Raw genomic sequence first — 12,527 nt, 5'->3', positions numbered from 1 at the left:
CCGGGGGGGGGGCCGCCCCCCCCCCCGTCCCCCCCCCGGCCCCCGGGCCCCCCGGCCCCGGGACTGGGGGGGGGGGGGCCCCGGGGGGGGGGCCCCCCCTCCGCCGTGCCGTCGGCCGCGTGGGACGCGCGGCCTGCCGGTACGGTGGGCGCGTACCGGACGGCCGCTCAGGAGGTCCGGCCGGAGGCCCCGCCGCGGCGGCGCAGCAGCCAGAACCCGCCGACGCCGGACGCGACCAGCCCGGCGCCGACGGCCAACCGGGTGCCGTCCACGCCGACCGAGCCGCCCAGGCCGGTCTCCACGCCGCCGTGCGGGAGCCGGGCGCCCTCCCAGACGCCCGCCCCGGCGGCCGCGCCGCTGACGGTGCCGTTCGTCCCGGCGGCCGCGATGGCCACCGCACCGACGAAGCCGTCCCCGTTGGGGCACCTGCCGTCGATGCCCCAGGACGAGTCGGTGGTGGTGCGCTTGGCGGCGGCCACGGCCATCTCCTGCTCGGAGATGACGGTGGCGGTGCCGGAGTACTTCCCGTCGGGGCCCACGCGGAGCGTGGTGGAGCCACCGGCGAAGGCCAGCGAGGTCGCGGTGACGGTCTTCTCCGTGCTGCTCGCGCACGTGACACTGACCGAGACCGACTGCCCGGGCTGGGCCTGCGCGGGAGAGACCCAAGCGGGTTCGCTGCCCTTCGCGGACGCGGGGGCGGTGCCGGCCAGGCCGAGCAGGACGGTGGTGCCGAGCAGTGCGGCGGCGGCGGTGCGCGTCGGGCGCATGCCGTACCTCCAGGGGGTCGGGGTGGGGAGAGCGGCTCCGTGACCGGGCCGCTACTCCCGGTTGCCGACCACGCTAGGCAGTGGCGCCCGGCCCGGCGAACTCGCAAGGCCGTTCGGGTCCGACCGATGCTCCGGACCCGAACGACCGGCGGCCCCGCCCTCCCGCCGACGGACGGGGAACCGGGCAGGCACCGGACGGCAAGCGACGCGCACGAGCCGAACACCGCCGGGCCGACCAAGGCCACCACCGACCGGCCCGCCGCCGGAGCGCCGGCACCCCGGAACGCCGGAAGGGCCCGCCCCGGGAGGGGCTACTCGTTGCGAGCCGTCTCCGGCCCCGTGACCCGGCGCAACAACGGCAACGTGGCACCGATGACCCCCAGGGCCCCGACCAGCCCGCCCGCGACCGGCCACCACACCCCACGAACCCCGCCAACACGCACCCCCGCCCCCTCCCGGAGGGCCCCCCGGGAGGGGCTACTCGTTGCGAGCCGTCTCCGGCCCCGTGACCCGGCGCAACAACGGCAACGTGGCACCGATGACACCCAGGGCCCCGACCAGCCCGCCCGCGACCGCCAGGTAGTAGCCGGTGCCGAGCGAGTGCAGCGTGTACTGGAGCTGGGAGCGCAGGAACAGGTCGGCGGCGAGCAGTCCGGTGCCGATCGCCAGGGCCGAGACCGCCAGCAGCGGCACCGCGGACTCCATCAGCACCACCCGCCGCAGCATCGCCAGCGGCACCCCGCTGAGCCGCAGCAGGCTGAACGGCCGTTTGCGCTCGCCGAGCGCGGCGGCCACGCTGACCGCCAGGCTGCAGCCCGCGATCGGGAAGGTCGCCAGGATCACCACCCTCGCCAGCTGCTGGAAGCCCTCCAGTTCGGCGTCGGACTCCTTCCGCCCCTCGGCCAGGGTGTGCGACTGCCGGTTGGCCGGATAGGCGGCGTCCACCGTCGTCCGGGCCCGTTCGACGGCGGCCCGCGAGCCGTCGGTGGCGACCACCACGTTCACCACCGGCAGGGCCGCCACCTGCTCGGCGGTGTAGGGCGCGGCGGGCCACGCGGTGTCGGAGTAGTCGCGGAAGCCCGCCAACACGGACGGCAGGTAGGCGGTGGCCGCGCCCGGCTCGCAGTGGCCGAACACTCCGACGGCGTCGAGGTCCGGGCAGGCCACCACCTCGGAGGCCTCGGTCTCGTCCCCGGCGCGGACCGGCACCACCCGATCGAGCGGGTGCACCAGCATGGTGGCGCGCACCCCGGGGACGGCCAGCAGGCCCGCGGTGAATCCGGACGGCGCGGGCGGCCCGGCGCTGCGGTCCAGGCCCTCGGGGGTGCGACCCTCGCTGAGGTGGTTGATCAGCACGTTGTCGAACTGCGGGCCGCCCTCGACCCGGCCGCGCTCGTCGGTCATCGTGGTGATGATCCCGATCGTCGCGGTCATCACCAGCAGCGCCAGCACCAGCCCGCTGACCGCCCGGAACCCGGCGGTGGGGTTGTCGGCGAGCCGGCGGGCCGCGATCAGGGTGGCCGGGCGCTGGGTGCGCCGGGCCAGCAGGGCGGCGGCCCGGCCGGTCAGCCAGGGGCCGGCCAGCACGATGCCGATCATGATCAGGCCGAACGCGGAGAGGTACCCCCGTACCTGGCCCGGGACCGACTCCGGGTGCCGGATCAGCAGGAACACCAGCTCGGCCAGCCCGGCCAGCAGCGGCGCCACCCGCCAGGCCCGGGGCGGCTTCGGGGTGACCCGGCGGCTGACCCCGAGCGGGGAGACCTGCACCCGGCGCAGCGCGATCCGGGCGGCGACGACGGCCGCCAGCGGCACGCCCAGCGCGACGGCCGCGATCTGCGGGAGCGTCAGGGCGAGGTCGGAGGGGTAGAAGCGGTACCCGGTCAGCCCCATCCCGGCGACCCGGCCGCGCACCGCGAGGTAGGGCAGGAAGCCGAGCAGCACGCCCGCCGCGGCCGCGAGCACGGACTCGACGGCGGAGGCCGCCGCCACCTGCCGGGGCGTCGCACCGACCAGCCGCATCGCGGCGAAGCGGCGTTCGCGCTGGGTGGCGCTGAGCCGGGTGGCGGTGCCGATCAGGATCAGCAGCGGGAAGACCAGCGCGCCGGTGACGACCGTCAGGATCAGCGTGACGCCGTTGGACTGGAGGCCGATCGGGCAGTCGTGGCAGCGGTCGGGCGGGGTGGTGACGATCCGGGTGACCCGCACCGCGCCGTGGAGCGCCGACAGCTCCTGCGGGCTGTCGCCGACCAGGGCGACCAGGCTGTCGGGCCCGGGCAGCGCGTCCTTGCCGAGGATGCCGATCCGGTGGCCGCCGAAGCGGTCGGCGAGCTGCTCCGGGGGCACCGTGTCGGCGAGCTTCGCCAGGGCCGGTGACAGGTAGTACTCGCCGTCGGCGGGCAGCCGGTCCACGCCGGGCGGGAGCGTGGCGGTCGGACCGGTGGGGGCGACGTCGACGCGGCCGATCTGCTCGCCCTGGAAGCTGTCGCGCCGGACCATCCACCACAGCGGCGCGTCGCCGTCCGCGTCCGTCCCCGCCGCCTCCCGATCGGCGGGGCCGGCGTCGGCGACGAAGCCGGTGTTGATCCAGGCGTAGCGGCCGTTCTGGACGTGCACGGCGTTGACGGCCGCGAGGGTGGTGAACAGCAGTCCGACGCCGACGGCGACGGCGGCGGCGGTGACCAGCAGGCGCAGCCACGCTTCGCGCCCGCCGCTGACGGCCAGGCGCAGGCCGAGGCGGATCACCGGGCGGCCCGTCCGCTCAGCGAGGTGGCGCGGCCGTCGCGGACGATGGTCTCGCGGTCGGCGTAGGCGGCGATCCTGGCCTCGTGGGTGACCAGGACGACGGTGGTGCCCTGGGCGCGGGCGGAGTCGACCAGCAGGTCCATCACCTGTTCGCCGGTCAGCGAGTCGAGCGCGCCGGTGGGTTCGTCGGCGAACAGGACGCGCGGCTCGGCGACCAGCCCGCGGGCCAGGGCGACGCGCTGGGCCTGGCCGCCGGAGAGTTCGCCGGAGCGGCGGCGCTCCAGCCCGTCCAGGCCGAGCCGGGGGAACCAGGCGCGGGCCCGGGCCAGCGCGTCGGCGCGCTTGGCGCCGCCGAGCAGCAGCGGCAGGGCGACGTTCTCCTCGGCGCTCAGCTCGGGGACGAGCTGGCCGAACTGGAAGACGAAGCCGAAGCTGTCGCGGCGCAGCGCGCTGCGCTCCTGCTCGCCGAGGCGGTCGATCCGGCGGCCGTCGAAGTGGATCTCGCCGCCGTCGGGGGCGAGGATGCCGGCCAGGCAGTGCAGCAGGGTGGACTTGCCGGAGCCGGAGGGGCCCATCACGGCGAGGATCTCCCCGGCCTCCACCTCGAGGTCGGCGCCGCGCAGGGCGGGGGTCTCGCCGAAGGAGAGGGTGACGGCGCGGGCCTCGATCAGGGGGGTGCTCATCGGGCGGTCACCTCCGCGGCGAGGGCGTCCAGGCGGGCGGCGGTGAGGTCGATCCAGCGCAGGTCGGACTCCAGGTGGAAGAGGCCGTGGTCGGCGAGCAGGGCGTCGACCAGGCTGCCGGATCGCTTGACCTCGGTGAGTTCGCGCATCCGCCGCAGGTGGGCGGCGCGCTGGGTGTCGAGGTAGCGCTCGGCGTCGCGGCCGAGCATCAGGGCGAGCACGACCTTGCTGAACAGCACGGTCTGCAGGTGGGGTTCGGCGGCGACCGGTTCGCTCAGCCACTCCTCGAACTCGGTGGCTCCCGCCTCGGTGATCACGTACCGCTTGCGGTCCGGCCCGTCGCCGGCCTCGGGGTCGCCGACCACCACCTTCCCGTCCCGGGCGAGCCGCCCGAGGGTCGCGTACACCTGGCCGAAGGGAAGCGGTTTGCCGCGCCCGAAGAAGGCGTCGTAGTCGCGCTTGAGGTCGTAGCCGTGGCTGGGCTCGCGTTCGAGGAGCCCGAGCAGGGTGAGAGGAACGCTCATGATCGGAGCGTACGCCGCGCGTACACTCCGCGTCTATACGCTCGGAGAATACTGACGGACGGATCTCCGACCACTACTCTCCACCTGGGGTTTTCCGGCAACAGGGGGACGACATGGAGTTCACGGCGCTCCGCAGGAGCGATTCGGCGGCGGTGCGGACGCCGCTCGGCGAGCTGGTGCTGCACCGCTCGCCCGAGAAGCTCGTCCCCCGCGTCTGGACGCCGGGCCTGCGGGACTGGCGGCTGGAACTCGACGGCCGCCCGCTCGGCGGGCTGCCCGGGTTCGTGCCCGGCCCGCGCGCCGTCAGGGCGGCCAGGCGCGGCAGGCTGACGGCCGACTTCGAGGGCGCCGAGGCGCGCGTCACCGCCCGCACCCGCCACCCGCTGCGCTCCCGCCGGTACGTGCAGTTCGAGGTCGGCGGGCGCACCCTGCGCTTCGTCCGCCGCGGCCTGGTCCGCACCGAACTGCTGGAGGGCGGGCGGACGGTGGGCCGCACCAGGCTCGGCTCCTGGGTGCTGGCCGAACCCGATCCGCTGCGGGTGTTCGCCACCGCGGTGTACGCCTGGGGCGGCCTGGACTACGCCAACGACAACCCGCTGCTGCCCGATCTCCTCTCGGAGCTCCTCCTGGCCCCCCTGTCCTGAACCGGGCTCACAGGTCGAGGTCGACCACCACCGGCGCGTGGTCCGACGTCCCCTTGCCCTTGCGGGCCTCGCGGTCCACGTAGCTGTCGGTGACGGCGTCCGCGAACGGCTTGTTGGCGTACGTCAGGTCGATCCGCATGCCCCGGTTCTTCGGGAAGGCCAGCGCCCGGTAGTCCCAGAAGGTGTACGGGCGGTCGTACTTGAGGGCGCGCGGGACGACGTCCCGCAGGCCGATCTCCTGGAGGGCGGCGAGGGTGGCGCGCTCGGGGGCGGTGACGTGGGTGAGGCCCTCGAAGGCGGCGAGGTCGAAGACGTCCTCGTCGGTGGGGGCGACGTTGAAGTCGCCGAGGACGGCGAACGGGCGCTCGCCCGCCGCGTCCTCGCGGACGGCGTCGCGCAGCGCGGCCATCCACTCCAGCTTGTAGCGGTAGTGCGCGTGGTCGACCTCGCGGCCGTTGGGCACGTACACCGACCAGACCCGGACGGGGCCGCAGGTCGCGGCGACGGCGCGCGGCTCGACCACCGGGAGCAGCGCGTCCTCGGCGAGGAAGCCGGGCTGGGCGGGCAGGTCGCGGACCACGTCCGCCAGGCCGATCCTCGACAGCACGGCGACGCCGTTCCACCGGCCGTCGCCGTGCGCGGCGGACTCGTAGCCCAGCTCGGCGACCGCCTCGGCGGGGAACGCGTCGGTGGCGCACTTGAGTTCCTGCAGGCAGAGCACGTCCGGCTTGGCGGACTCCAGCCACTCCAGCAGCTTGGGCAGCCGGGCGGTGACGGAGTTGATGTTCCAGGTGGCGATGCGGACGGTCACGGCGGCCTTCCCTCGGCGGTGCGGACGGACGGGGCCCCGGCGCGCGGGCCGGGCACCCCGTCCGAACATACCGCCCGCCGCCGACAGCGCCCGGCAGCCGGACGGGCTGACGGGGGCTCAGCGGGAGGGCCGCACCACGCCCGCCGCTCCCCCGCCGCGCCGCACCGGTTCGGCGGCGGCCAGCCAGCGGCCGTCCGGGAGCCGTTCGACGCCGGTGGCGGCGCCGATCTCCGGGGTGGCCGCGAACACGTGGCCCAGCGCCTGCAGCATCGCCGCCTCGGGCGAGGCCAGGAAGGCGGGTTCGGCCTGGGTGGCGGCGCCGTTGCGCTGGCTGGCCCGGGGCGCGGCGATGGCCTGTTCCAGCGTCAGCCCGCGGTCCACCCGGCCGGTCAGCACCTGCAGGACGGTGGTGATGATGGTGGCGCCGCCGGGCGAGCCGAGCGCCAGGTAGGGCTCGCCGTCCTTGAGCACGATCGTCGGCGAGATCGAGGAGCGCGGCCGCTTGCCGGGGCCGGGCAGGTTCGGGTCGGGGACGCCGGGGGTGAGCGGCGCGAAGTCGAAGTCGGTCAGCTCGTTGTTGAGCAGGAAGCCGCGGCCGGGGACGGTGATGCCGCTGCCGCCGGTCTGCTCGATGGTCAGCGTGTAGGAGACCACGTTGCCCCAGCGGTCGGCGACGGTCAGGTGGGTGGTGCTCTGCCCCTCGTACGGTTCGGCGACGGGCTGCCCGGTGCTGCCGCAGGCCGCCGGGTGGTACGGGTCGCCGGGGGCGAGCGGGCTGGTCAGGGCGTGGTCGGGGTCGATCAGGCAGGCCCGGGCGGCGCCGTAGCCGGGGTCGAGGAGCTGCCGGGTCGGCACCTGGACGGCGGCCGGGTCGCCGACCCAGCGGTTGCGGTCGGCGAAGGCGATCCGGCTGGCCTCCAGGAAGCGGTGGTCGTAGCGGACGGGGTCGGCGAGGTCGGCGCCGCTGCCCGCGGACAGGATGTTCAGCGCCTCGCCGACCGTCGTCCCGCCGGAGGAGGACGGCGCGATGCCGTACACGTCCAGGCCCCGGTAGCCGACGTGGGTCGGGTCCTGGTCGCGCACCCGGTAGGCGGCCAGGTCGGCGGCGTCGACCTTCCCGGGGCGGGCGGTGCGGCCGGAGGCGGGGTCGACGGGCGGGTGCTGCAGGGTGCGCACCACGTCGGCGCCGATCGGGCCGCGGTACAGCGCGTCGGTGCCGCGGCGGCCCAGCTCCCGGTAGGTGGCAGCCAGGTCGGGGTTGCGGAAGGTGGAGCCGACGACCGGGAGCTGTCCGCCGGGCAGGAACAGGTCGCGGCTGGCCGGGAAGTCCTGGAACCTGGCCCGGTTGGCGGCGGTCTGGTCCTGGAAGGTCCGGTCGACGGTGAACCCGCGCTCGGCGATCCGCTCGGCGGGCTCCAGCACCTGGCCCAGGCTGCGGCTGCCCCAGCGCTGCAGCGCCCGCTGCCAGGTCGCGGCGGTGCCGGGCACGCCGACCGACAGGCCGCTGGTGACGGCGTCGTCGAAGGCGAGCGGCTTGCCGTCCTCCAGGAACAGCGAGCCGTCGGCGTGCCGGGAGGCGGTCTCCCGGCCGTCGATGGTCTCGACCTTCCCGGTGCGGGCGTCGTAGTGGACGAAGTACCCGCCGCCGCCGATCCCGGCCGAGTAGGGCTCGGTGACGCCGAGCGCGGCGGCGGTCGCGACGGCGGCGTCCACCGCGTTGCCGCCGTGCCTCAGCACCTCCAGCCCGGCCGCGGTGGCGTCGGCGTCCACGCTGGCCACCGCGCCGCCCCGGCCGACCGCGACCGGCTGCTTGCCCGGCGGGGCCTTGCCGTCGGGGACGGCCTGCGCGGGGGCGGCCAGCAGTCCGGTGGCGGTGACGAGCACGAGGAGGGGGACGAGACGGGTGCGGGCGCGCATGCGGCCTCCCTGGAACGGCGTCGGTCTCCCGTTCTCCCACATCCGACGCGGACCGGACAACAGGCGTGTCGGCCATCCAGCGGCGTTTCACGGAAAGTTGACACCGCGTCAACACCAGCCCTGCGGTCAGCCGTTGCCCGCGCTCCGTTCCACCCGGCGGCGCTTGACGGTGCGGAAGCGGCGGGCGACCTGGCGGGCCAGGTCCGCGGCGCCGACCAGTCCGGCCTCGTTGCCGAGGGCGGCGTGCACGATCTCGGCCTCGGGGCGGAAGCCGCGTCCGGTGAGGGTGCGGGCGAAGGCGTCCCGGGCGGGGGCCAGCAGCAGGTCGCCCGCCTCGCTGACGCCGCCGCCGATGACGAAGCGGCCGGGGTCGAGGGCGGCGGCCAGGTTGGCGATGCCGACGCCGAGCCAGCGGCCGACCTCGTAGAGCAGCTCGACGGCGACGGCGTCGCCGTCCCGGGCGGCCTCGGTGACCAGCGGGCCGGTGATGCCCAGCGGGGTGCCGCCGGCCCGGGCCAGCAGCGGCTGCACCACCGGGGACTCCTCGGCGGCCAGTCCGCGGGCCTCGCGCACCAGCGCGTTGCCGGAGGAGTACTGCTCCCAGCAGCCGCGGTTGCCGCACGGGCAGCGGTGGCCGCCGGGCACCACCTGCATGTGGCCGAACTCCCCCGCCAGGCCGTGCTTGCCCCGGTCGACGTGGCCGTCGCGGACCTGGGCGCCGCCGATCCCGGTGCCCAGGGTGATCATCACCATGTGGTCCTCGCCGCGTCCGGCGCCGAAGCGCCACTCGGCCCAGGCCGCGGCGTTGGCGTCGTTCTCCACCACGACGGGGAAGCGCAGCCGGGAGCTGAGCGCCTGCCGCAGCGGTTCCCCGCGCCAGTTCAGGTGCGGGGCGAACAGCACGGTGGAGCGCTCGGCGTCCACCCAGCCCGCCGCGCCGACGCCGACCGCGTGCACGTCGTGCTTGTCGGCGAGCTGCAGGACCAGGTCGACGATGACGTCCTCGACCACCTTGGGGCTCTTGCTCTTGTCGGGCGTCTCGGTGCGCAGCCGGTCCACCACGCGGCCGTCCCCGTCGACCACGCCCGCGACCACCTTGGTGCCGCCGATGTCCACGCCGATGGTGGGGAGTCTCAGCACGCCCGCGGGCAGGGTGCGGCGGCGGCGCTCGGCGCGCGGGCCGAGGCCCAGCAGGTTGGGCAGGACGGGGCGGGCGGGGCCGCTGGCTCGGGTCACGGAACGAATGCTCCTTGATTGGGTAAAGGTTGCGGTCCGGTGTCGGAGGGCTGTGGGCGAACTGGCAGACTGGGCGCAGAACGCACAGCGGATTCTCACGAAAACGTGATGTTCCTCTCAGGTTTTCGTGAGTGTCGACAGCAACTGATCGACTGTGTGACGCAGTCTGACAAGTGTGATGCGTGAACCGGGGGACCTCGCCCCGGACCGCCGGACGAACCGATGCGAGAGACCCAGATGCAGCTGACAGGCACCCCGTTCCTCATTCTCACGATCGTCCTGGTGCCGGTCTCGATCGCGGTGGCGCTACTGCTCTGGGGGCGGGTGCGCGGGCCGCGGCCCTTCCAGGCGCTCTCCAGGATCGCGATGCTGCTGTTCTGTCAGCTCACGGCCGTCCTCACGGTGTTCGTCATGGTGAACAACGCCAACCTGATCTACGGCAGTTGGGACGACCTGCTGGGCACCGGCAACCACGTCCGCGCGGTGCCGGACCTGCAGGCGCAGGCCAACGGCGGGACGGGCGGGGCGGGCGCCCCCGGCAACGACGCGCAGCACGCCAAGGTGCTCCAGCAGTTCAAGCCGGTCGGCGACCCGAAGGTCCCGAACGACGTGCAGACCACCGACCTGAAGGGCGCGGTCTCCGGCGTGGACGGCGAGGTACTGGTCTGGCTGCCGCCGCAGTACGACGACCCCGCGTACAAGGACAAGACCTTCCCCGTGGTGGAGCTGCTGCCGGGCTGGCCGGGCTCCTCGAAGACCTGGTTCGGCACCCTGCGGGTGTCCGAGCAGCTGAAGCCGATGATGCAGGGCGGGCAGGTCGCCCCGTTCATCCTGGTCTCGCCGCGCACCAACCTGCTGGGCGACAACACCGACACCGGCTGCGCGGACGTCCCCGGCAAGGTCAACGCGGACGCCTGGCTGTCGCGCGACGTCCCGCAGATGGTGCTCGACAACTTCCGCGCCGACCCGTCCGCCGACCGCTGGGCGGTGGCCGGGTACTCCGCGGGCGGCCACTGCGCGGCCAAGCTCGCCCTGGAGCACCCGGACCGCTACCGGGCCGGGATCAGCCTCTCCGGGTACAACGACCCGGCCGTCGAGGACAAGTCGCTGACCGCGAAGGACCCGCACCTGCGGGAGGTCTCCAACCCGCTGAACATCCTGAGGTCCGCGAAGACCCCGCCGAAGACCGCCCTCTACGTCAGCGGCAACAAGGGCGACGGCCTGGAGGCGGGCGAGGCCCTGAAGGCCGCCGCCAAGGCCCCCACCACCGTCACCGTGCAGGAGACCGACGGCGCGCACAGCAGCGACGTGTGGAAGCCCATGGTGCCGGGCGTCTTCACCTGGCTGACGGGCGTGATCCCCGTCAAGCACTGACCCGCCGTCCGCCCGCCCGAAGGGCCGTCAGGCGAGTTCCAGGGCCAGGTAGAAGTCGACCCGGTCCTCCAGGCGGGAGAGGTCGCGGCCGGTGAGCTCCTCGATCCGGCCGATGCGGTAGCGCAGCGTGTTGACGTGGACGTGCAGCTGGGCGGCGCAGCGCGTCCAGGAGCCGTCGGAGCGGAGGAAGGCCTCCAGGGTGCGGACCAGGTCCGCCTGGTGCTCCAGGTCGTAGGCGATGACCTTGTCGAGCAGGCGGCTGCGGAAGGCGCGGCGGACCTCGTCGGGGACGGCGGCCAGCAGCAGGACGTGCGAGGCGAGCTCCTCGGGGCCCGCCACGCAGACCCGGCCGACCCGGGCGGCGGCGATCCGCCGGGCGTGCCGGGCCTCCTCCAGGGCGCCGCGCAGGCCGCCGGACTCGGCGGCGGGGGCGCAGACGCCGACGGTGATCCGGCCCTCGGAGCCCAGGCCCGCCTCCAGCGGGGCCAGCAGCGCCCGGACGGCGTCGGCGGGGACGGGGGCGTCGAGGGCGGGGAGGACGACGACCGCGCCGGTGGGGCCGAGGGCGGCGACCAGGGCGCGGTCGGTGGCGGCGGCGAGGGCCTCCTCCAGGACGGGGCGCAGCGCGCCGTCGGGCAGTCCGGTGGCGTCGGCGGACAGCACCAGCCACTGCGGGCTCGTGCCGGAGGTCTCGGTGGAGCCCTCGTAGCGGGCGGCCATGGTGGTGGAGGCCTGCAGGGCGCGGCCGATCTCGGCGGGGTCGGCGTCGCGCTGGAGCAGGGTGAGGACCTCGTCGGCGATCCGGCGGCGCAGGCGGCGGCCCTCGTCGCGGCGGGTGCGCTCGGCGGCGACCAGGCGGGCCAGGTTCTCGGCGAGCTGCTGGCGCTTGGGGGTCCATTCGGTGACGTCCCCGGCGACGGCGAGGATCCAGTCGGCGAGCGGGGTCTCGGCGTCCGTCTCGGCGGCGGCGGGCAGCAGCGAGTAGGTGCCCCCGGCGAGGCGGACCCGGTGCGGGGGGCGGCGGCGCTGGCGCTGGGCGGCGAGGTGGGCGCGGGCGAGCTGGTCGCGGTCGGCGGCGGGCAGCCGGTCGGCGGGGCCGGCGACGACCCGCCCGGTGGGGGTGAGCACCCAGCAGTCCAGGTCGAGGTCGCCGCCGAGCAGGTCGAGGACGGCGTCGAGGCCGCCCGCGCCCGCGGCGGAGACCAGCAGGCGGTGCCGGTCGACGAGGGCGGCGAGGTCGGCGGCGCGGTCGGCGGAGACCTGGCGGCCGACGTACTCGGTGACGGCGCCGAAGGCGACGTCGTCGGGGACGGCGAGCAGCGGCAGGCGGTGGCGGCGGCAGGCCTCGACCAGGTCGGCGGGGACGGGGCCGACCTCGACCTCCCCGGCGCCGAGGGCGGCGGCCCCGGCGGTGGCGATGGTGCGCACGAAGCGTTCGGAGTCGGCGGGCAGGGTGCGCCAGAGCATGCCGGTGAGGACGAGTTCGCCGCCGTGCAGGTAGCGGCCGGGGTCCTGCAGGTCGGTGGTCATCACTCCGGTGACCTGCCGGTCGAGCTCGTCCTCGCCGGCGAGCAGGCGCAGTCGGGGGGCTCCGGGGGCGAGCAGGTCACGGACGCGCATGGGCAGCCCTTCTTGCTTGGTCTGTGAGGGTGGGACCGCGGGGTGGAACGGCCCAGTGTGCACGAGCTGGGCTGGAGGATCGTCCACCTTAGAGGAACGTACAGGACGGTGGTGCGGGGCACTGCCGGGCCTCATGCCATCGGTGACTGCCAGTGGCCCCCGTCACAGCGGTTCACTTGCCAACACGCCGCCGGGCTGCACCGCGG

10 protein-coding genes are annotated in these 12,527 nt (G+C 75.3%); 2 read left to right on the top strand and 8 right to left on the bottom strand.

What is annotated here, in order from left to right; genetic code table 11:
• Positions 1–167: 167 nt before the first annotated feature.
• From ACFY00_RS04850 to ACFY00_RS04835, 4 genes are all read right to left on the bottom strand, one after another.
• Positions 168–767 carry a hypothetical protein gene (locus ACFY00_RS04850; protein WP_388027242.1) on the bottom strand — a complete coding sequence of 200 codons (600 nt, stop codon included), beginning with the start codon at positions 765–767 and terminating at the stop codon, positions 168–170.
• A 477-nt stretch (positions 768–1,244) separates the two neighbouring features.
• Entirely contained in the window at positions 1,245–3,512 is a 2,268-nt protein-coding gene (locus tag ACFY00_RS04845; RefSeq protein ID WP_388027241.1) for an FtsX-like permease family protein, read from the bottom strand.
• Complete coding sequence (locus ACFY00_RS04840) at positions 3,509–4,195, bottom strand: ABC transporter ATP-binding protein (RefSeq protein WP_388027238.1); 687 nt, start codon at positions 4,193–4,195, stop codon at positions 3,509–3,511. The genes ACFY00_RS04845 and ACFY00_RS04840 overlap by 4 nt, the downstream gene beginning before the upstream one ends.
• The gene (locus tag ACFY00_RS04835) at positions 4,192–4,719 is read right to left on the bottom strand and encodes a PadR family transcriptional regulator (RefSeq protein WP_285732783.1); all 528 of its coding nucleotides are present in this window, start codon (positions 4,717–4,719) and stop codon (positions 4,192–4,194) included. Before ACFY00_RS04835 ends, ACFY00_RS04840 begins: the two co-directional genes overlap by 4 nt.
• Positions 4,720–4,832: 113 nt before the next feature.
• Between ACFY00_RS04835 and ACFY00_RS04830 the strand changes: the two genes are divergently transcribed.
• Positions 4,833–5,363, top strand: coding sequence for a hypothetical protein (locus ACFY00_RS04830; RefSeq protein ID WP_388027237.1), 531 nt, complete (start codon positions 4,833–4,835; stop codon positions 5,361–5,363).
• Positions 5,364–5,370: 7 nt separating this feature from the next.
• Here ACFY00_RS04830 and ACFY00_RS04825 read toward each other — a convergent pair whose 3' ends face one another.
• The 3 genes from ACFY00_RS04825 to ACFY00_RS04815 form a co-directional block, all read right to left on the bottom strand.
• Positions 5,371–6,174: an exodeoxyribonuclease III gene (locus tag ACFY00_RS04825; RefSeq protein ID WP_388027234.1), complete on the bottom strand. Its 804-nt coding sequence runs from the start codon at positions 6,172–6,174 to the stop codon at positions 5,371–5,373.
• Between the two features lie 117 nt (positions 6,175–6,291).
• Positions 6,292–8,091 (bottom strand): gamma-glutamyltransferase, encoded by a 1,800-nt coding sequence (gene ggt / locus ACFY00_RS04820; RefSeq protein WP_388027233.1) that lies wholly within the window; start codon positions 8,089–8,091, stop codon positions 6,292–6,294.
• 126 nt (positions 8,092–8,217) lie between these two features.
• Entirely contained in the window at positions 8,218–9,327 is a 1,110-nt protein-coding gene (locus ACFY00_RS04815; protein ID WP_388027232.1) for an ROK family glucokinase, read from the bottom strand.
• Positions 9,328–9,549: 222 nt separating this feature from the next.
• Here ACFY00_RS04815 and ACFY00_RS04810 point away from each other — a divergent pair, with 222 nt between their 5' ends.
• Positions 9,550–10,701, top strand: a complete 1,152-nt coding sequence (locus ACFY00_RS04810; RefSeq protein ID WP_388027229.1) for an alpha/beta hydrolase — start codon at positions 9,550–9,552, stop codon at positions 10,699–10,701.
• A 27-nt stretch (positions 10,702–10,728) separates the two neighbouring features.
• Here the strand turns inward: ACFY00_RS04810 and ACFY00_RS04805 are convergent, their stop codons facing one another.
• Entirely contained in the window at positions 10,729–12,321 is a 1,593-nt protein-coding gene (locus tag ACFY00_RS04805) for a PucR family transcriptional regulator (protein ID WP_388027228.1), read from the bottom strand.
• Between the last annotated feature and the right edge of the window lie 206 nt (positions 12,322–12,527).

Source organism: Kitasatospora sp. NPDC001540 (genome assembly GCF_042894345.1).
GTDB classification, from domain to species: domain Bacteria; phylum Actinomycetota; class Actinomycetes; order Streptomycetales; family Streptomycetaceae; genus Kitasatospora; species Kitasatospora phosalacinea_C.
Note: the sequence above shows the minus strand (reverse complement) of the source record. Positions and strands in the feature narration are given on the sequence as shown.

Bases quoted from the DNA above. Each gene is read 5' to 3' on its own strand.
- ACFY00_RS04850 (WP_388027242.1), bottom strand. From the start codon at position 767: ATGCGCCCGACGCGCACCGCCGCCGCCGCACTGCTCGGCACCACCGTC.
- ggt (WP_388027233.1), bottom strand. From the start codon at position 8,091: ATGCGCGCCCGCACCCGTCTCGTCCCCCTCCTCGTGCTCGTCACCGCC.
- ACFY00_RS04810 (WP_388027229.1), top strand. From the start codon at position 9,550: ATGCGAGAGACCCAGATGCAGCTGACAGGCACCCCGTTCCTCATTCTC.
- ACFY00_RS04830 (WP_388027237.1), top strand. From the start codon at position 4,833: ATGGAGTTCACGGCGCTCCGCAGGAGCGATTCGGCGGCGGTGCGGACG.
- ACFY00_RS04805 (WP_388027228.1), bottom strand. From the start codon at position 12,321: ATGCGCGTCCGTGACCTGCTCGCCCCCGGAGCCCCCCGACTGCGCCTG.
- ACFY00_RS04835 (WP_285732783.1), bottom strand. From the start codon at position 4,719: ATGAGCGTTCCTCTCACCCTGCTCGGGCTCCTCGAACGCGAGCCCAGC.
- ACFY00_RS04840 (WP_388027238.1), bottom strand. From the start codon at position 4,195: ATGAGCACCCCCCTGATCGAGGCCCGCGCCGTCACCCTCTCCTTCGGC.